The 18,601-nt window shown below is 71.2% G+C and carries 13 protein-coding genes; 7 read left to right on the forward strand and 6 right to left on the reverse strand.

Annotated features, from left to right (window positions below; all coding sequences use genetic code 11):
• Positions 1–453 precede the first annotated feature (453 nt).
• Positions 454–657, forward strand: a complete 204-nt coding sequence (locus ACZ7OY_RS31365; RefSeq protein ID WP_392617432.1) for a hypothetical protein — start codon at positions 454–456, stop codon at positions 655–657.
• An 83-nt stretch (positions 658–740) separates the two neighbouring features.
• On the opposite strand, the gene ACZ7OY_RS31370 is transcribed toward ACZ7OY_RS31365, so the two are convergent.
• Complete coding sequence (locus ACZ7OY_RS31370; protein ID WP_471914679.1) at positions 741–1,547, reverse strand: YihY/virulence factor BrkB family protein; 807 nt, start codon at positions 1,545–1,547, stop codon at positions 741–743.
• 1,031 nt (positions 1,548–2,578) lie between these two features.
• Here ACZ7OY_RS31370 and ACZ7OY_RS31375 point away from each other — a divergent pair.
• Genes ACZ7OY_RS31375 through ACZ7OY_RS31400 form a run of 6 tightly spaced genes read left to right on the forward strand, consistent with a single transcriptional unit; the run spans position 2,579 to position 8,005 of the window.
• Positions 2,579–4,204 carry a sensor histidine kinase gene (locus tag ACZ7OY_RS31375; RefSeq protein WP_471914550.1) on the forward strand — a complete coding sequence of 542 codons (1,626 nt, stop codon included), beginning with the start codon at positions 2,579–2,581 and terminating at the stop codon, positions 4,202–4,204.
• A complete protein-coding gene (locus ACZ7OY_RS31380; protein ID WP_471914551.1) occupies positions 4,201–4,608 on the forward strand; it encodes a roadblock/LC7 domain-containing protein in 408 nt (135 codons plus the stop codon). The genes ACZ7OY_RS31375 and ACZ7OY_RS31380 overlap by 4 nt, the downstream gene beginning before the upstream one ends.
• The gene (locus ACZ7OY_RS31385; RefSeq protein WP_471914552.1) at positions 4,605–4,952 is read left to right on the forward strand and encodes a DUF742 domain-containing protein; all 348 of its coding nucleotides are present in this window, start codon (positions 4,605–4,607) and stop codon (positions 4,950–4,952) included. Before ACZ7OY_RS31380 ends, ACZ7OY_RS31385 begins: the two co-directional genes overlap by 4 nt.
• Positions 4,933–5,562 carry a GTP-binding protein gene (locus ACZ7OY_RS31390; protein WP_471914553.1) on the forward strand — a complete coding sequence of 210 codons (630 nt, stop codon included), beginning with the start codon at positions 4,933–4,935 and terminating at the stop codon, positions 5,560–5,562. Before ACZ7OY_RS31385 ends, ACZ7OY_RS31390 begins: the two co-directional genes overlap by 20 nt.
• On the forward strand, positions 5,559–6,782 hold the full coding sequence (locus tag ACZ7OY_RS31395) for a cytochrome P450 (protein ID WP_471914554.1): 1,224 nt from the start codon (positions 5,559–5,561) through the stop codon (positions 6,780–6,782). Before ACZ7OY_RS31390 ends, ACZ7OY_RS31395 begins: the two co-directional genes overlap by 4 nt.
• On the forward strand, positions 6,779–8,005 hold the full coding sequence (locus tag ACZ7OY_RS31400) for a cytochrome P450 family protein (RefSeq protein WP_471914555.1): 1,227 nt from the start codon (positions 6,779–6,781) through the stop codon (positions 8,003–8,005). The genes ACZ7OY_RS31395 and ACZ7OY_RS31400 overlap by 4 nt, the downstream gene beginning before the upstream one ends.
• Before the next feature lie 93 nt (positions 8,006–8,098).
• On the opposite strand, the gene ACZ7OY_RS31405 is transcribed toward ACZ7OY_RS31400, so the two are convergent.
• The 5 genes from ACZ7OY_RS31405 to ACZ7OY_RS31425 all read right to left on the reverse strand — a co-directional run bounded on the left by ACZ7OY_RS31405 (position 8,099) and on the right by ACZ7OY_RS31425 (position 18,556).
• Complete coding sequence (locus ACZ7OY_RS31405) at positions 8,099–9,391, reverse strand: ThuA domain-containing protein (RefSeq protein ID WP_471914556.1); 1,293 nt, start codon at positions 9,389–9,391, stop codon at positions 8,099–8,101.
• 25 nt (positions 9,392–9,416) lie between these two features.
• Positions 9,417–11,567, reverse strand: coding sequence for an RICIN domain-containing protein (locus ACZ7OY_RS31410; RefSeq protein WP_471914680.1), 2,151 nt, complete (start codon positions 11,565–11,567; stop codon positions 9,417–9,419).
• A 173-nt stretch (positions 11,568–11,740) separates the two neighbouring features.
• A complete protein-coding gene (locus tag ACZ7OY_RS31415; RefSeq protein WP_471914557.1) occupies positions 11,741–13,120 on the reverse strand; it encodes an RICIN domain-containing protein in 1,380 nt (459 codons plus the stop codon).
• 224 nt (positions 13,121–13,344) lie between these two features.
• On the reverse strand, positions 13,345–15,105 hold the full coding sequence (locus ACZ7OY_RS31420) for a SulP family inorganic anion transporter (protein ID WP_471914681.1): 1,761 nt from the start codon (positions 15,103–15,105) through the stop codon (positions 13,345–13,347).
• 718 nt (positions 15,106–15,823) lie between these two features.
• Positions 15,824–18,556 carry a cation-translocating P-type ATPase gene (locus ACZ7OY_RS31425; protein ID WP_471914558.1) on the reverse strand — a complete coding sequence of 911 codons (2,733 nt, stop codon included), beginning with the start codon at positions 18,554–18,556 and terminating at the stop codon, positions 15,824–15,826.
• Positions 18,557–18,601 lie beyond the last annotated feature (45 nt).

Below are 18,601 nucleotides of genomic sequence, written 5' to 3' on the forward strand. Positions count from 1 at the left end.
ACGATTCGCCCGTGGGGTTCGGATCGCCCCGCCGGGAAGGTGTCCATGAGGCGGACGGCCGGCCCCGGGGAGGAGGGGGAGCGGCCCGGCCGTCAGGACCTCAGGACCGTGCGGGCCCGCTGCCGCCGGTACATCGCCGTGGACCCGCGGGCCGGGCACGGCGGGCATACGCCCTCGTCATTCGTGCCGCGTCCTTTCGTCCACTGCTGCGCACGCGGCGAGCATGGATCAGCCGCACCCTCCCTGGCAAGGCCTGGTCACCACACGTTTCGCGTGACCCGGCACGCCCGCCCGCGGCTGCGACCGGCGACCGTCCGTCCTCCGCACCGGACCCCGAGTCCTTACGAGTGGCTGACGCGGCGTCCGAACCTCTTCCGCCCCACCCTCCTCGTGGACAACTCTGGCTCTGCCCGCATCCGAACCGGGGTGGCGGCCGAGCCCGAGGAGCAAGGGATGAGCAGGCGGGTGCGCGGACAGCGGTTGACCGACCGTCGGACGGAGTGCTCCGGTGGGGACTTCCCGTCCCCGCCGGTGGGGACTTCTGGCACCATCGACGCGTTCCGTGTCGGCCGGGCCGGCTTACTCACCGAGGTGGCCACCGTCACCGGACTTCCCTCCTTCGCCGGGTCCGGCGTGGAGGGCATCGCGGCGGTGTAAGAAAGCGGCCACCGTGGCGATGGGCGCCCCGGCGACAAGTCGTCCGGGGCGTCATGCCGTTCCAGGGATCCGGGAACGGGGTGCTACGCCGTTTCCGGGCCCCGGGGCACGGCCGACTCCTTGTTCAGCTCGGCGGTGAACTGGGCGCCCGCGAGCAGGGCGAGGTTGGACATCCACAGCCAGATCAGGAACACCACGACGCCCGCGAGGGAACCGTAGAGGCGGCTGTAGGCGCTCATGGCGGAGGCGTAGACGGCGAAGCCCGCGGAGGCGGTGAGCCACAGACCGGATGCCAGCACACCGCCCGGCAGACTGTGGCCGCGCCGACGGGCCGACACGGGCCCGGTGTGGAAGACGACGACCACCAGGAGCGCCACCAGACACAGCAGCAGCGGCCAGCGCAGCAGGCCCCACGCCCACGCGGCCATCACGTCGAGACCGAGGAAGCGGCCCGCGGCCTCGGCGACCGGTCCGGTCAGCACCATCACCAGGGCGCTGACGACGAGCAGTCCGAGCAGCAGCAGCGCGGTGAGCACGGTGCGGTGGGCCTTGCGCCAGGGGGAGCGGCGGTCGGCGGTGCCGTGCATACGGTGCAGGGCGCGGCGGAAGACGGCGAGATAGCTGGAGGCGGACCACAGCGCGCTCACGGTGCCGGCGCACAGCAGCGTCCAGGCCGTCGAGTCGTCCCGCAGCGTGCGCGCCAGCACATCGTGCAGTTCGGCGCCCGACTGGCCGGGGGCGTAGGCGGCGACGTGGGCGATGAACGTCCTGGCCGTGTCCGGGCTGATCAGGCTGAACGCGACGACGGTGACCAGCAGGGCGGGCAGCACCGCCAGGATGGAGTAGTAGGTGAGGGCGGCGGCGTGGTCGGAGACGTCGTCGCGCCACATCGACACCGGTGTCCGGCGCAGGGCGGGCCACCAGTCGGGGGACACCCGCAGGATCCGGGCGGCGCGGCCTGCCCGGGCGTGCGGACGGGGAGCGCGCTCGGCCGGGTCGGACCGGGACCGCGTGGACATGCGGTGCACGCTGGTGACGCGGGCGGAGAGCGGGGCGTCGGTGGCCGCCGTCGTTCGCGACCGCCCGGTCCGTCCGGTCCGCCGTGGGGCGGAGGTTTCCTCGTGGGGCGCTGCGGTCGGCCTCGTCATCGCAGGTCCTTTCTCCACGCCGGTGAACCGCTCTCATGCCGATGGACCCGCTTCGGCTGTGCACGTGTCGCGTCTATGCGTCACGTCCATGTGCCGCGTCTGTGCGTTGCGTCTATGTGTCGCGCTTACCCGGAATTTCTCCGTTCAGGCGGCGACAGGGAATCCGTCCGACGAAAGGACGAATGCCGTCGATACCGCCGGTGCCGTCGACGACGGGGGAATGCCCGAGTGACGGGCAGGACGGCAGGAGTGCACGCGGATCGCGCGGTGCGGGGGGAACACGAGGCGAACGCCGCCGGTCACGGCGCTGGAGCGGCGTGCCGAGGCGGCCCGGCCGAGGTGACCTGCCGAGGCGGGTGAGGCGGTCGGGGGCGACGGCCGGGGAAACTCCTGGGCATCCCGTCCGACCGTTCGTGCGAATCCCGGACGGTTCGTGCGCGAGGGGATTTCCGCGTTCTCGACCGGGGTGTGCAAATCGACAGGACCGGATGAAGAGACGGATGAAGAGACGGATGAAGAGGCAGGTGGCGGAACGGCTCCCGGCAATTGCTTCCGGCCGTCGGCAGGAGGAGCGGCGGGCAGGGACGAGGGTGCGGCCGACCGGCACCGGAGCCTTCGCCGGGTTCCCGAAGGCGAAGCGGAACGCTCTGGACCTCACCTCAAACTCTCGTATAGTGACGCCCAGTTGATCGATCCCAACAGCTTTCTGCGCACAATTTTCCCGAGGACGAGACGAGGGCCGTAGCCGCTGCGGCCGCCCGAGGAACCGATTGATGACCGCGTCCGCTGCCCACGGCGACCGACCCGCCCTCCGCTCCCATCTCCTGGTCGCGCTGCCCACCGCGGCCCTGTCCACCCTCGTCGTCTGCTGCTCCGTCGCGGCGGCCCCGCACTCGGCGCGAGGCCCGCTGGGCTGGGGCGCGGGCGCCGCGGCGGTGCTGCTGTGCGCGGCCGTCACGGTCGCCGCGCACGGGTTACGCACGGCCCGGGCCGCCCGCAGCGCGCTGCGCGTCGCGAACGACGACGCCCAACGCGCCCTGCACGATGGCGCGCGCGCGGCCGAGCAGTGGCGCCGGGAGAACCAGCGGCTCGGCGACGCAGCCGGACACGAACGCGCCCGGCTGCTGGAGGACTTCGCGCGCGAACGGGTCCGGCTCGCCCAGGCCGGCGAGGCCGAGCAGCACCGCTTGGCCGACGAACTGGCAACGGTCACCGCGCGGTTGGAGCGAGCCGTCGGCGAGCGCGCGGCGGCGATCTCCGCGACCGCCAACGCGGCGGCCCGGATGCAGGCGCTGGCCACCGGTACCCTCGCCGACCTGCGGGCGATGGAGGACCGGCACAGCGACGAGGACGTGCTCGCCGATCTGCTCCACCTGGACCACCGCACCGCGCAGGCGGGCCGTCTGGCGGACTCGATCGCCGTGCTCACGGGCGCCCGTTCCGGCCGGCGCTGGGCACGTCCGATCGCCATGGAGTCCATCCTGCGCGGCGCGATGGGCCGGATCAGCGGCTACCAGCGCATCCGGCTGCACTCCGTGAGCGACAGCGCGGTCGCGGGCTACGCGGCGGAGGGCGTTATGCACGCCCTGGCCGAACTCCTCGACAACGCGGCCAATTTCTCCCCGCCGAACGCCGAGGTCCACGTCTACGTCGAGGAGGTGCCCGCCGGGGTCATCGTCTCCGTCGAGGACAGCGGACTCGTCATGGGCGACGTCCAACTGCGCCGGGCCGAAACGGCCGTGGCCGGTGACGTGACCGAACTGGGCGGTCTCACCGGGACCCGGCTGGGCCTCGCCGTCGTCGGCCGGCTCGCCCGCAAGCACGGTCTGAAGATCTCCTTCCGGCCCTCCGCGCGCGGTGGCACCGGGGTCCTGATGCTCATCCCGCAGGACCTCCTCACCGCCGCCCCGGCCGAACCCCGCTCCGCCGCGCCCGCCGAGTCCCGGCCCGTGACCGCCATGCAACCCGCCTTCGCCCCCTCCGCCCCGGCCGCCGCCCCCGCCATCTTCGCGGCCGCTCCGGCGGACGCCGTCGGCGCCCCGTCGGCGGACGTCGTACCGGACGAGAACCGTGACGGCGGGGACGGCGAGGCGGGGCAGGGCCTGTCCGGCCTGCCCAAGCGCCGCCGGGGCCGTACCCTCGCCGCCGCCGAACGGGCCCGCTCCAGCACCCCGGACCCCGAGCGCCGTACGGAGTCCGCCGCGGACATCCGGTCCAAAGCCGCCCGCTTCGGCAGCTTCCGCGAGGCCGTACGCGCGGGCACCGAGGACGCGACTGGGCGGCACCCGCTGCCGCCGGCCCCCGACGAGCGGCGGACCGCCGCGCCCGCCCCGCCCGAGGCGGCATCCGAGACCCCGACCCACTCACACGCGTACCCGGAAGGCGACACCACCTCATGACCGGCACGACCACCGCCGACGAGAAGCTCACCTGGCTCATCGAGGGGCTCCTGGAGCGCACCCCCGGCGCCCGGCACGCGCTCGTGCTCTCCCGCGACGGACTGAAGCTCTGCCGCACCCAGGAGCTGACGGTCGATCAGGCCGACCACCTCGCCGCCATCGCCTCCGGCCTCCAGGCACTCTCGCACGGCGCCTCGGTGGAGTTCGGCGACGGCAGCGGTGGCGTGCGCTCGTCGATGACCGAGTTCCACGGCGGAACCCTGTTCATCGTCGAGGCCGGCGAGGGCGCGCACCTGGCCGTGGTGACCACCGAGGACGCCGACGCGGGACTGATCGGACACAACATGAGCGAGCTCGTGGAACAGCTCGGCGAGCACCTGACGGCCCCGCCGCGCACCGCATGAGCCGCCCCGGCAGGGACGACAGCCCCGACCGCCTCTACACCCTCACCGGAGGGCGCAGCGGGGCCGGACCGGACAGCCCGTTCGATCTGGTCACGCTGGTGGTGGCCGAGTGCGAACCGTCCCCCGGCATGCAGTCGGAGCACGCCACGATCCTGCGGATGACCCAGGCGCCCACCGCCGTGGTCGAGGTCGCCGCGGACCTCGGCCTCCCCGTGAGCATCACCAAGATCCTGCTGTCCGACCTGCTGGCGACGGGCCGCGTGAGCGCCCGCCACCCCCGCACGTCGGTCATTCCCGACCTCGACATCCTGGAGCAGGTGCTCGTTGGACTCCGCAACATCTGACGCCCGCACCCCGCTGGGTGCCACCGCCGACAACGGTCTGAAGATCGTCATCGTGGGCGGGTTCGGCGTCGGCAAGACGACCATGGTCCGCTCGGTGAGCGAGATCCGTCCCCTCAACACCGAGGAGACGATGACCCGGGCCGGCGAGTCGGTGGACGACGTCAGCGAGGTGCGCGGCAAGACCGCCACCACGGTGGCCTTCGACTTCGGCCGCATCACCCTGGACGCGCGCAACGTCCTCTACCTGTTCGGCGCGCCGGGACAGGAGCGCTTCTGGTTCCTGTGGGACCGGCTGTTCTCCGGCACGCTGGGCGCGGTCGTCCTCGTCGACACCCGCCGCATCGACGACTCCTGGTACGCGATCGACCGCCTCGAACAGCACGGCACGCCGTTCATCGTGGCCTGCAACGACTTCGGGGGCTCCGGCCGGCACTCGCACACCGCCGTGCGCGAGGCGCTCGACCTGGATCCGGAGGTGCCGCTGATCGACTGCGACGCCCGCTCGCGCGAGTCCAGCAAGGACGTCCTCATCACCCTGGTCCAGCACATCAGGAACAGCTACGCCGGGCAGCCGGCCCGGACCGCCGCGCCCCCACGGGAGTTCGTGTGACCACCGATGCCGTACCGCTCAGCGGCTCCCGGTTCCAGACCGAACCCGCCCTGCTGTACCGGGAGATGCGACGCGACCATGGCGCCGTCACCCCGGTGCTGCTGGACGGCGACGTCCCCGCGTGGCTGGTGCTCGGCTACCGCGAACTGCACCAGGTGACCGGTGACCCGGTCCTCTTCAGCCGCGACTCGGAACTGTGGAGCCAGTGGGATGCCATCCCCGCCGACTGGCCCCTGCTGCCGATGATCGGCCGCAAACAGCCGTCCATCCTCTACACGGTCGGCGAACGCCACCGCGAACGCGCCGCCATGATCAGCAACGCCCTGGAGGGCGCCGACCCGTTCGAACTGCGCCGCCACGCCGAGCGGTTCGCCGACGAACTGATCGACTCCCTCTGCACCGTGGGCGAGGCCGACCTCATCGGCCAGTACGCCATGCTGCTGCCGGTGCGCGTCCTGGCACGGCTGTACGGCTTCTCCGACGAGGACGGCCCCGGCCTGGTCACCGCACTCAACGACATGATCGACGGGCGGGAGCGGGCCCTGGCCGGCCAGATGCATCTGGCCGGCTCCATGACGGAGCTGGTGGCCGGGCGCCGGGCCGCGCCCGCCCGGGACGTCGTCTCCCGGATGCTGGCGGACGACAGCGGCTTCACCGACGAGGAGATCACCCAGGACCTCATGGTGATGATGGCGGCCGGGCACCAGCCGACCGCCGACTGGATCGGCAACTCGCTGCGCCTGATGCTCACCGACACCCGCTTCGCCGCCTCGCTCTTCGGCGGCCGCCACAGCGTCGCCGAGGCCATGAACGAGGTGCTCTGGGAGGACACCCCCACCCAGAACGTGGCCGGCCGCTGGGCCTCCCGCGACACCCATCTCGGCGGGCGCCGCATCCGTGCCGGGGACCTGCTGCTGCTCGGCCTCCAGGCGGCCAACTCCGACCCGCAGGTGCGCACCGACGCGTCCGCCCTCACCGGCGGCAACAACGCGCACTTCTCGTTCGGGCACGGCGAGCACCGCTGCCCGTTCCCCGCCCAGGAGGTCGCCGAGGTGATCGCCCGGACGGGCATCGAGGTGGTCCTCGACCGGCTGCCCGACATCGATCTGGCGGTTCCGGCGGAGCGCCTGAGCCGTCGTCCCTCGCCGTGGCTGCGCGGGCTGACCGCACTGCCCGTGCGCTTCACACCCACCCCTGCCCTGGGAGGCAACCGACCATGACGTCCGGCACCGAAGCAGCACGGATCCCGCTCGATCCGTTCGTCACCGATCTGGACGGCGAGAGTGCGAAGCTGCGCGCCGCCGGCCCCCTGGTGGAGGTCGAACTCCCGGGCGGGGTTCCCGTGTGGGCCGTCACCCACCACGCCGAGGCGAAGGCGCTCCTGACCGACCCCCGGCTGGTCAAGGACATCGACGTGTGGGGTGCCTGGCAGCGCGGCGAGATCCCGCCGGACTGGCCGCTGATCGGCCTGGCCAACCCGGGCCGCTCCATGCTGACCGTGGACGGCGCCGACCACCGCCGGATGCGCACCCTCGTCGCCCAGGCGCTGACCCCGCGCCGGGTGGAGGAGATGCGGGACCGGATCGCCCAGCTGACCGAGGAACTGCTCGACCGGCTGCCCGCGGACGCGGACGTCGTCGACCTCAAGGCGGCCTTCGCCTACCCGCTGCCCATGTACGTGATAGCCGACCTCATGGGCATCGAGGAGGACCGGCTGCCCCGGCTGAAGGAGCTGTTCGAGAAGTTCTTCTCGACCCAGACCGCGCCCGAGGACGTCCTCGCGACCCTCGTCGAGCTGGCCGGCATCATGGCCGAGACGGTCGCCGCCAAGCGGGCCGAACCCGGTGACGATCTCACCAGCGCCCTCGTCCTCGCCTCCGAGGACGGCGACCGGCTCACCGACGAGGAGATCGTCTCCACGCTCCAGCTGATGGTCGCGGCCGGGCACGAGACCACCATCTCGCTCATCGTCAACGCGGTCGTCAACCTCTCCACCCACCCCGAGCAGCGCGAGCTGGTGCTCTCCGGAAAGGTGGACTGGTCGGCGGTGGTCGAGGAGACGCTGCGCTGGTCGACCCCGACCTCGCACGTCCTGATCCGGTTCGCGACCGAGGACGTGGCCGTCGGCGACCGGGTCCTCCCGGCCGGGGACGCGCTCATCGTGTCGTACGGCGCGCTCGGCCGTGACGAGGCCGCGCACGGTCCGACGGCCGGGGAGTTCGACATCACGCGCGAGACGCGCACCCGCCACATCTCCTTCGGGCACGGCCCGCACGTGTGCCCGGGGGCGGCGCTGTCCCGGCTGGAGGCCGGGGTGGCGCTGCCGGCGCTGTACGCGCGGTTCCCGCGGCTGGACCTCGCGGTGCCGGCGTCGGCCCTGCGCAACAAGCCGGTGGTGACCCAGAACGACCTGTTCGAACTGCCGGTGCGGCTGACCGTCTGACGCCCGCCCTGCGCGCATGCGAGACGTCCGGCCGCGACCGCGACCGGACGTCTCGCTGTTCCCCTGTCCAGGCTCAGATGGTCAGGGGCAGGGTCAGGGCTGTGCCGTCAGGGTGAAGCGCTGTGCGGAGGAGCCGTCGCAGGTGCGCTGGGTGAGCTGCACGCTGTTCGCCGCGCTGCTCGCCGCGGTCAGGCACTTGCCGCTGTGCCGGGCGGTGAAGCGGTAGTGCCCGGGGCTCTCCTCGACCGGCAGCCACTGCTGGTTCTGTCCGCCGCCGTAACTCCACAGCTGCAGCCCTGCGTTGTCGGCGGTCGAGACGCCGGTCACGTCGACGACCTGCGTGGGGTTGAGGCGTACGCCGACCTGCCGGTAGCCGCTGTCGGTGGCCCGGAACCGGAACTGCTGTGCCTGCGTGCCGTTGCAGGCGTACTGCTGGATCACGGTGCCGTTCGCCGTGGCGGCCGAACGCGCGTCCACACAGGTGCCGTTGCCGTCGTTCGTCAGCGAGTACCAGGCCGTCTCGGAGATCGGGCCGGTCGGCGGGGTCGTGCCGTCGGCCCCGCCCAGCCACTTCAGCCCGTCCAGCAGGAACCGGTTCTGCGTCTCGCTCGCGAACGTCGACGACAGGCGGGTGTTCGTGTCGTAGTTCATCGCGTTGTGACCGAAGTTCGCGTACAGCATCCGGTACTTCGTGTTGGTCCACAGGATCGGGTAGTAGCCGCTGTACCAGCTCTGGTTCGGGTCGGTGCCCAGCGGGAAGCTGCTGGGGTCGACGGAGGCCAGGATCTTGATGTCCGGGTTCTGGCGCAGATCGTTGGACCAGCTGTACCACTCGCTGACCGCCGAGGTGAACGTGGCCGGCAGGTTCCTGGTGGCCGGGTGGGTACGGTCCTCGACCTTCAGCACGGCCGAGGTCGGCCCCCAGGTGTTGGAGCGGAAGTTCCCGCTGCCGAGGAACTGGTTGTGGTACCAGGGCCAGCTCGCCGCGTCGGTGGTGAAGGCCGAGACATGGAAGCCCAGCCAGCCGCCCCCGCCCCTCATGTACTGCTCGAAACCGGCCCGTTGGGCGGCCGTCTGCGGCAGGTCGTCGAGGAACAGCACCACTTGGTAGGCGTTGACGCCGCCGTTGCTCAGCAGGTTCCAGTCGGTGCTGGACGTGTAGGTGAAGCCGTTCGCCGCGGCCTGCCGCGGGAACCAGTCGTTGGCCTCCTTGTCGAAGTCGATGTGTGCCGCGTCCCAGGTGCCGCTGTAGAGCGCCAGCACCTTGAACGGGGTGGCCGCCGTGCTCGCCCGGGCGGCGGGCGGCGCGGCGAGGGTGAGCAGGGTCGCCAGCAGCAGGAAGACCCGCAGGGCCGCGCGTGCCGTACCGGAAGTGAAGGTGTTCATCGGCTGACTGTCCTCTCCGCGCGGGTCACGGGTAGCTGACGAGGTTGGCGACGTTCGTGGCGGAGTTGGACGGCCCGCCCCGGTCGTTGACGACGTGCCGGATGGTCCCGGTGCCCCCGAGGGAGACGGTCACCATGTCCTTGAACTTCACGTTCGCGGTGTTCGGGGCCTCGATGGCGTGCTCGGCGGCGACGCCGGGATTGACGTTGAAGTAGCAGTAGCTGCCGAAGCCGTACACCTGATGGCTCGTCACCGAGTCGGCCACCTTGTAGGCGGCGTAGCCCTGCGTGGAACCGTTCGTCCAGGACGCCTGGTTGGGCGGGTCGTACGGCATCTCGTTCTGGTAGAAGTACGTGCGGCCGCCGTTGCCGTTCCAGACCGTCTGGTACTTCTGGTAGTGCTCGACGAACAGGCCGTACATCGTCACGTCGTCGCCGTTGACGACCAGGCCGGTGTCAGCGGTGTTGCTGGTCCAGCCCACCCCGCTGCCGTGGTCGGCCCGCCACAGCCACAGGTGGTCGCCGATGACGTCGTCGCTGTTGACCGTCAGGCTGGTGGTCGCCCTGCCGACGCCCGCGCCGCCGATCCGGAAGAACACGTCGTGCAGCGAGCTGGGGTCGGCACTGTGGTCCGCGGCCGAGCCGCTCGGTCCCATCTCCATGAGCTGCGCGGAGTTGGTGGTCCCGGCGTCGATCAGCAGGCCGGCCAGGTGCACGCCGTCGACGTCGGCGACGGAGACCGCGGTGATCCCGTTGTCGGGGACGAGCGTCGCCAGACCCAGGCCCAGTACGACCGTGTCGGCCCGGTTCACCTTCAGCGTCTGGTCGAGGTGGTAGACCCCCGGGGTGACCAGCAGGTTCTTGCCCTGGGCGAGCGCGTCGTTCATCTGTGCGGCGGTCGCGCCCGGCTTGACCACGAAGAAGTCGGAGAAGGGCAGCGAGGTGCCCGCCGGGGTGCCGGCGCTCCAGGTGGTCCCGCTGGTGTTCGTGCGTACGGCGGGCACGAACACCTTCCAGGCGCCCGCCGCGTCCACGTACAGGAAGGGCTTCTCCCGGGTGACCGGCGCTTGGGCGACGGTGGTGTACGGCGGGCTGGGGAAGCTGTTGGCGGGCGCGTTCCTGGCGCCGACGAAGACCATGTTCCAGTTGGAGCCGGTCCAGCTGCCCCACTCGGTGTTGCGCGACAGCCACTGCTGCTGCGAGCCCGAGTTGACCTGTCCGTCGATCTTCGTGTCGGCCATGTAGCCGCCGCTGGACCAACCGCCGTCGTCCAGGGCGAGGTTGCCGCGCAGATGCATCCGCCGGTACGGGGCCGCCTGTGACACCGCCCAGCGGTCCGCGCCGCCCGTCGGGGTCACCGACAGGTTCTCCGCCGACCGCCAGAAGTTCTGGGTGGCGTTGCCCTGGAACCAGTCGGCCTCGGCGTGCACCGAACCGCGGATGTTCACGTCGTCGGGGGAGAGGCCGAGCCCCGCGACCTGGGTGTAGAAGCCGACGTTGGCCTTGGCGTCGTAGGTGCCGGGCTTGAACAGGAAGGCCTTGCGGGCGGTGCCGAACTGGTTGGTCTCCTGCTGGGAGAAGGCCGCGTCGAGGCTGCTCTGGATGGTGGCGGCGGGCGTCGACGGATCGAAGACGGTGACGTTCGGGCCGAGGTCCGGGGTGCCGGGCGGCGGCGTCGCGTCGACGGGATTGACGAAGAAGGACTGCGCCGCCGTGCCGTTGCAGGTGTACTGCTGGAGCTGCACGCTGTCCGCGGTGGACGCGCTCGGCACGTCCAGGCACTTGCCGCTGTTGCGGTTCACGAAGTGGTACGCGCCGCTCGCCTCCGCGACGGCCTGCCACTGCTGGTTGTTGCCGCCGCCGTACGTCCACAGCTGCACCGGCGCGCTGTCGGCGGTCGAGACATCGGTGACGTCCCAGGACTTGGAGGCGTCGTTGCGGCCGTCCACCCGGGCGTAGCCGCCGGAGGTGGCCGTCAGCCGCCACTGCTGGGCCTGGCTGCTGTTGCACGTGTACTGCTGGACGACGGTGCCGTCCGCCGTGCCGGCCGCGCGGGCGTCGACGCATTTGCCGCTGCCCGCGTTGACGACGGTGGCCCAGCCGGTGGGCAGCGCGGTGGCCGCGGCGGACGCCTGGTCCTGTGCGGTGAGGGTCACACCCGACACCGTCGCGGCCACGACGGCGATCAGGGACACCGTCCTCGGCGTCCGGGGACGGCCGGACGGCGGTCTGCTGGATCTGGACACGGGAACTCTCCTGGAATGGTGGGGGGTTGGCGGTGCGGGGCCCGGGCGGTGCGGGTCCGGGCGGTGCGGGGCCCGGGCGGTGTGGATCCCGGCGGTGGGGAGGGTCAGCCGGTGTACTTCGCGAGGACGCGCGTGTAGTCCCAGTTCTGCTGGCTCACCCCGGAGCAGCTGTCGGCGACGCCGCCGGTGCAGGGACGGTCGCGGTTGACCGACCAGAACGTCAGCCGGGCCAGGTGGTGTTGCTGCGCGTAGCCGAGGATCGCCTGGAAGTCGGCGACGGTCACCGTCTCGTTCTGGTCGGTGATCCCGTTCATGGAGGAGATGCCCATGTCGCGGTACGCCTGGTCGTCGCTGTAGCCGTACGCGTTCCTGAGCGCGGTCTTGAGGCCCTCGGCGGCCCGCTGGGTGAGCGTGCCCATGTTCTGTCCCGCGCCGCCGAAGTCGAACGGCATGATCGTCCAGCTGTCCACGGTCAGTCCGGACGCCGCGGCCCGGTTGATCAGACTCGTGTCGGGGCCGTTCTGCCCGGTGCCGATGGTGACGTACACCTTGAGGCCCGGGTTGTTGGCCTTGACGGTCTTCAGCGCGTCCACGGTGCGCTGCTGGACCGTCGCGCTGCTGTAGGCGTCGGCCTCGATGTCGATGTCGATCGCCTTGAGACCGTAGGCGTTGACGACCTTCTGGTACGCGGCCGCCAGCTCCCCGGCGCTGGAACAGGAACTCTCCAGCTTGTTGCCGCTGTAGCCGCCGAACGACGGGATGACGTCACCGCCGGCCGCGCGCACGGTGGTGACCGTCTGCTGGTCGACGCCGCCGGTCAGGGCGCGGCTGCCGTCCCACTGCGGGTTGCAGTAGCCGTTGCTGAGCACGAACGCCAGCGTGAACCACTTGACGCCGGTGGCGTTCATGACGGTGGTGGGGCTGGGCGGGTTCCCCCACCCGTTGTACAGGTACGGTGCGACGGCCATCGGAGCGGTGGGTGTCGTGCCGCCGCCGGCCGCGGGCGCGGTCCACTTCTGGTTGGCGCCGCCGGTGCAGCTCCAGAGCTGGATCGGGGTGGCGTTCGCGGAGGTGTTGCCCGTGACGTCCGCGCACTTGTCGGCCTGCGGGTTGACGAGGTCGTGGGCCGCGGTGGCCGTCCACCGCTGGTTGGCGCCGCCGGTGCAGTCCCACAGCTGGAGCCTGGCTCCGTTGGCGGTCGAATTGCCGGTGACGTCAAGGCACTTGCCGAGCGCCCGGACCGTCCCGTCGGTGCCGACCGTCCACTGCTGGGCGGCGGTGCCGTTGCAGTCGTAGAGCTGTACGGCCGTACCGTTCGCCGTGTTCGCACCGGCCACGTCGAGGCACTTGCCCGCGAGGCCCGTGATCGTGCCGGTGGCCGCGGCGGCGGGGGCCGTGCCGAGGGCGCCGGCCGAGAGCGCGAGCAGGGCGGTGGTCAGCGTTCCGCGCAGCACGACGGAGCGTGCCGGGAGTCGTCTGGTCATCAGGAAGTCACAGTCTTCCGCTGGAGGCTGATGGTGGGGGGTGTTCACATCCATGAACGATGAGCGCATTCATGGAACCGCGGTGTTCGGGAACCTAAAGGTCTGAACCACAGTCGTCAAGCTGTGAAGCAACTGTGCTTCAGAATTCACCTATGTCTGCGATGAGTTGAAGGCAGGCAAGACCGATAAACCCAGTGGGCATGGTGAGTTGAGGTCGCGTCAGATCAGCGAACTTCGTCGGCCGGCGGTTCGGGGTCGGACGGCGGTGGTCCGTGGCCGGCGGGCGGCGCCCACTCCGCGTCGGTGCTCAGCCGGAAGGCGGCGACGGCGGCCTCCACGGTCGGGAAGAAGTGACGCGGGTCGATGGTACGGGTGAGCCCGTACTGCTCGATCTTGCGCCGCACGGGGTCCTTCAGCTCGGCGAACACCAGATGGACGTGCTCGGCGTTGAGCGCCACGTCCAGCTCCTGGAGGACGTCGGCGGCGGTGGTGTCCACATCGGTCATCGGCTCCGCCGCGATCACGATCCAGCGCGGCCGCGGCTCGGCGCGCGCCATCCGCCGGATCGCGTCGCGGAAGGTCCTGACGTTGGCGAAGAACAGCGGCGCGTCGAACCGGTAGATCACCAGCCCGGGAAGCCGGCCGGCGTCCGGATAGGAACGGACGTCGTGATACCCCTCCAGCCCCTCCACCCGTCCCAGCACGGTGTTGTACGGCCACCAGGCGCGCCGGAAGACGTTCAGGACGGACAGCGCCACGGCGATGGCGATCCCCGGCAGGACACCGATCAGCGCCACGCCGAGGAAGGCCGCGACCGACAGCAGGAACTCCGTCCTGCGCTGCCGCCACAGCCGTACCGTCCCCGGCACATCGGCCAGGGACAGCGACGCGGTGATCACGACGGCGGCGAGGGCCGGCTGGGGAAGATTGCGGAACATGCCCGGGACCAGCACGAGCATGAGGACGATGAGCGCGGCCCCCACCAAGCCGGTGAGCTGGCTCCTGGCACCGGCCCGCTCCGCCACCGCCGTACGGGATCCGCTGGTGCTGACCGGGAAGCCCTGGAAGAGACCGGCCGCCAGATTGGCCGCCCCCACTCCGGCCATCTCCTGGTTGCCCCGGACCTCCTGCCCGGTACGGGACGCGAAGGCCGACGCGTTGGAGATCGTGTCGGCCAGTGACACCAGGGCGATGCCCAGCGCGCCGCCCAACAGCGGCGCCAGATCGGCGAGTCGGACATGGGGGATCGTGAACGGGGGGAAACCCGCGGGCAGTACACCGACCAGGTCGACGTCGTGTTCGCCGAGGTGGAAGAGCGCGGCGGCGGCGATCGCGAGGACCACCATCACGAGCACCGCGGGTACCTTCGGCACCAGCCGTTGCAGCACCAGGATCAGCAGGATCCCGCAGATCCCGACCGCCGCCGCGGCCGGCACCACCGCTCCGCCGGCCAGCCCCCGCACCAGGCCGGCGCACTCCCCGACCAGGGTGTCCGCCTCGACCTTGAACCCGAGCAGTTTGGGCAGCTGGCCGATCAGGATGGTGAGGGACAGGCCGTTCATATAGCCGATCATCGTCGGTTTGGAGATCAGGTCGGCGATGAAGCCGAGCTTCGCCACCGACGCCAGGATCATGATCGCCGCGACCATGAGCGCGAGCACCGAGGCGAGCGCGACCGCCCGGTCGGGATCCCCGCCCGCCGCCACCAGGGGCAGCACGGTGGCGGCGATCATCGGCCCCAGCGAGGAGTCCGGGCCCAGCACCAGAATGCGCGACGGCCCGCACACCGCGTAGCCGATCAGGCAGAGGATCGTGGTGTACAGGCCGGTGATGCTCGGCAGGCCCGCCAGTTCGGCGTACGCCATGCCCTGCGGCACCAGCAGTGTGGTCAGGACGACGCCCGCGACCAGGTCCTTGACCAGCCACTCGCGCCGGTACGACGACAGCGCACGGATCCCGGGAACGGCCCGCAGCCGGGCCCGCAGCCGGGACGCGACCGTGCGGCTGCCGTGCGGGTGGGTCACGGACCGTCCCTTCGCCTCGCCAGGATCCGCCTCGCCCGGATCCGCCCCGCGCGGATGTGCTCCGCCAGGATCCGCCACGCCCGGACGGTCTCCGCTCGGACGGCCCCTGTCCGAACGGCCTCCGCCCGGACGGCTCCTGTCCGAACGGTCTCAGATCGAACGGCTCCTGTCCGAATGGTCTCCGCCGGGACGGCCCCTGTCCGGATGGTCTCTGTCCGGACACCCTCCGTCCGGGGCCAGCCCGTCCGGAGCCGACCCGTCCAGGGCCGACCCGTCCGGAGCCGACCCGTCCAGGGCCAACCCGTCCAGGGCCAACCCGTCCCGGGCCGCCCCCTTCGGAGCCAACCCGTCCGGATGTGGTCCGTCAGGAGGTTCTCCGCCAGGATCCATCCTGTCCGGATGTGCTGCCCCGGGATGCGTTCCGTCAGGATCCGCCTCGTCCGGATCCGGCGCAGCCAGAGGCGCCGCAGCCGGATCCTCCCCAGCCGGACCCTCCCCAAGCGGAACCGCCGTAGCCGGATCCTTCCCATCCGGACCTTGCTCATCCGGATCTTTCCCAGTCGGATCCTTCCCAGCCGGAACCTGCCCGGCCGGACGCGCCCCGTCGGGACCTTTCGCAGCCGCGACGCCCGCACCAGGGTCCGTCGCACCGGGACCGGTTCCGCCCGGTGCCCCCCGCTCACCTGCCGCTCACCCGCCGTCCTTCATCCATCCGCAGGCGGGCCACCAGCTTGCCCAGCTCCCACACCGCCAGCAGGGCCACGGCCGACAGCAGGGCCCAGCCGAACTGACGGGCGTTGATCGAGGTGGTCCCCAGCATGCGGCGGAAGCCGTCCAGCTGTGTCACCAGGACCGAGAGCACCAGCTGCGCCAGGGCCACCCAGTTCATCTGCCTGCTGTCGAACGTGGAGGGGGTCAGCACCGAGTCCGTCTCGCTGCGGCATTCGAACGCGGCCACGATCAGACAGAGGGCGAACGCGGTGAACGCGATCGACTGACCTGTCGCGGTGCTGCCGAAGTGGGCCTGGCCCAGCTTGATCAGCCCGAGCAGGACGCAGGTGATCGCCAGCCCGGAGAGGCCCACCGTGAGGAGCACGGACCGGGTGAGCACCGTCTCCCCGCGCGGACGCGGTCTGCGGCGCATCAGCCCCGGGCTCTCCTGGTCGAAGCCGAGCGCGAAGCCGAAGGAGGCGTTGACCACGAAGTGGATCCACAGCACCTGCGGCGGGGTGAAGGGCTCTCCCGCGGCGATGTTGAAGACGGTGGCGCCGAGGAACGTCAGCACGAACGTGACCAGCAGGAGCAGCACGAACCGGATGTACTTGGTGAGGTTGTCGTAGATCGTCCGGCCTTGTTCCACGGCGTAGACGATGGTGGCGAAGTTGTCGTCGGAGAGGATCATGCGGCTGGCGGTCTTCGCCACGTCCGTGCCGCTGCCCATCGCGATGCCGATGTCGGCGGCCTTGATGGCGGGCGCGTCGTTGACGCCGTCCCCGGTCATCGCGACGACGTCGCCCTTCTTCTTCAGCGTGTCGGCGAGCAGCACCTTGTGCTCCGGCGCGACCCGCCCCAGGACACCGATGTCGTCGATCCGGGTCATCCGCTCCGTCTCGCTCATCGCGGCGAAGTCGGCGCCGAGCACCGCCTCACCGGGGATGCCGATCTGCCGGGCGATCGCCGCCCCGGTGGTGACGTCGTCGCCGGTCACCAACCGGACCCGGATGTGCGCGGCCTGAGCGTCCGCCACGGCGGACTTCGACTCCTCGCGGGGCGGGTCCACCATCGCCACGAGGCTGCTCATCCGCAGCCCGTCGACATAGCCGAGCAGGTCGCCGTCCGGATCGAAGGCGGCCGGGTCGAGGTCCCGGGTGGCCGCGGCCATCACTCGGCGTCCCTCGCCGCCCATCCGCTCGATCTGCGCCTGGGCGCGGCCCAGCAGCCCGGCGTCCCACGGCACGGTCTCGCCCGCCGCGAGCGCGCTGTCCACCCGGGCCATGACCGCCGGCGCCGCGCCTTTGACGAAGCAGCGGACGACCGGCCGGCCCGCGGCGTCGAGCGCCGAGTGGAAGGTGGCCATCAGCTTGTACTCGGGGTCGAACGGCAGGGTCGCGAGGCGGGGGAGACCCTCCCTCGTGGTGTCCGTGTCCAGCCCCGCCTTGTGGGCCAGCACCAGCAGCGCTCCCTCGGTGGGGTCGCCCACCACCCGGCCGTCGACCAGCTTCGCGTCACTGGCCAGGACGTACGGCAGGATCGCGTCCTCGATGCCCGCGGAGGACCCCGCCGCGTGGTGGACCCGCCCCTCCAGCCCGTATCCCGTGCCCGAGACGGTGTACTTGTCGGTGGGACTGAGCACCTCGACGGCCGTCATCTGGTTCATCGTCAGGGTGCCGGTCTTGTCCGAGTTGATCGCCGACGTGAACGCCAGCGTCTCGACCGACGGCAGCTCCTTGACGATGGCGTTGCGGCGGGCCAGGTTGAGGCTGCCGACGGACAGGATCGCCTGGGTCACCGTGGGCAGCGCCTCGGGAATGGCGGCGATGGCCAGGGAGACCGCGCTGACGAACAGGGTGTCCCAGGCCTGGCCCCGGCTGCGCCCCAGAGCGAACATCACGACCATCGTGAGCCCTGCCGCTCCCGTGATCCACAGCGTCAGCGTGTCGAGTTCCTTGGTGAGCGGCGGTACCTCCTTCTCGGTGGCGGACAGCAGTCCGGAGATCTTGCCGAGCTCGGTGTCCGCGCCGATCGCGGTCACCACCAGCAGCCCGCTGCCATGGGTGACCGGGGTGTTCATGAACGCCGTGTTGGTCCGGTCGCCCGGCGGCAGCTCCCGCCCGCCCGGCAGCGTGGCGGTGTCCTTCGAGGCGGGCAGGCTCTCGCCGGTGAGCGCCGACTCGTCGATCTGGAGCGCGCTGGCCTCGATGATGCGTCCGTCCGCCGGGACCTGGTCACCGGCGGAGATGAGCACGATGTCGCCGACGACGAGCTCCTCCGCGGGGATGTGCGCCTCGGTGCCGTCCCTGCGGACCCGGGCCGTGGCCTTCATCATCGACTTCAGGGCGTTCATGGCGCTCTCGGCCTTGCCCTCCTGACGCAGCCCCACGACCGCGTTCAGCAGGGTCAGCGCGAACAGCAGCACCGCGGTGGTCCACTCCTTGATGAGCAGCGAGACCACCGCCGCGACCACCAGGACGATCTGCATGTAGCTGCGGTACTGCCCGAGGAACCGGCGCCAGGCCGGAGTCCTGGCCTCCTCGGGGAGCGCGTTGGGGCCGTGCGCGGTACGCAGTTCGGCGGCCTTCGCCGCGGTGAGCCCGACCGCGGGATCGACACCGAGGGCGCGCACGACCTCCTCGGGGGAACGCGTGTACCAGCCGTCCTGAGCTTCCTGAACGGCCACTGACTGTTCGCCCACGGAAATCCTCCTGCACCGTCGTCGCCCTGCGTTGGCCTGAAGGGC

The sequence above is a fragment of the Streptomyces sp. NPDC107559 genome, from assembly GCF_055657365.1.

Excerpts from the sequence above, each read along its gene's own strand:
- ACZ7OY_RS31365 (WP_392617432.1), top strand. The coding sequence starts at position 454 with ATGAGCAGGCGGGTGCGCGGACAGCGGTTGACCGACCGTCGGACGGAG.
- ACZ7OY_RS31370 (WP_471914679.1), bottom strand. The coding sequence starts at position 1,547 with ATGTGGCGCGACGACGTCTCCGACCACGCCGCCGCCCTCACCTACTAC.
- ACZ7OY_RS31375 (WP_471914550.1), top strand. The coding sequence starts at position 2,579 with ATGACCGCGTCCGCTGCCCACGGCGACCGACCCGCCCTCCGCTCCCAT.
- ACZ7OY_RS31380 (WP_471914551.1), top strand. The coding sequence starts at position 4,201 with ATGACCGGCACGACCACCGCCGACGAGAAGCTCACCTGGCTCATCGAG.
- ACZ7OY_RS31385 (WP_471914552.1), top strand. The coding sequence starts at position 4,605 with ATGAGCCGCCCCGGCAGGGACGACAGCCCCGACCGCCTCTACACCCTC.
- ACZ7OY_RS31400 (WP_471914555.1), top strand. The coding sequence starts at position 6,779 with ATGACGTCCGGCACCGAAGCAGCACGGATCCCGCTCGATCCGTTCGTC.
- ACZ7OY_RS31405 (WP_471914556.1), bottom strand. The coding sequence starts at position 9,391 with ATGAACACCTTCACTTCCGGTACGGCACGCGCGGCCCTGCGGGTCTTC.
- ACZ7OY_RS31415 (WP_471914557.1), bottom strand. The coding sequence starts at position 13,120 with ATGACCAGACGACTCCCGGCACGCTCCGTCGTGCTGCGCGGAACGCTG.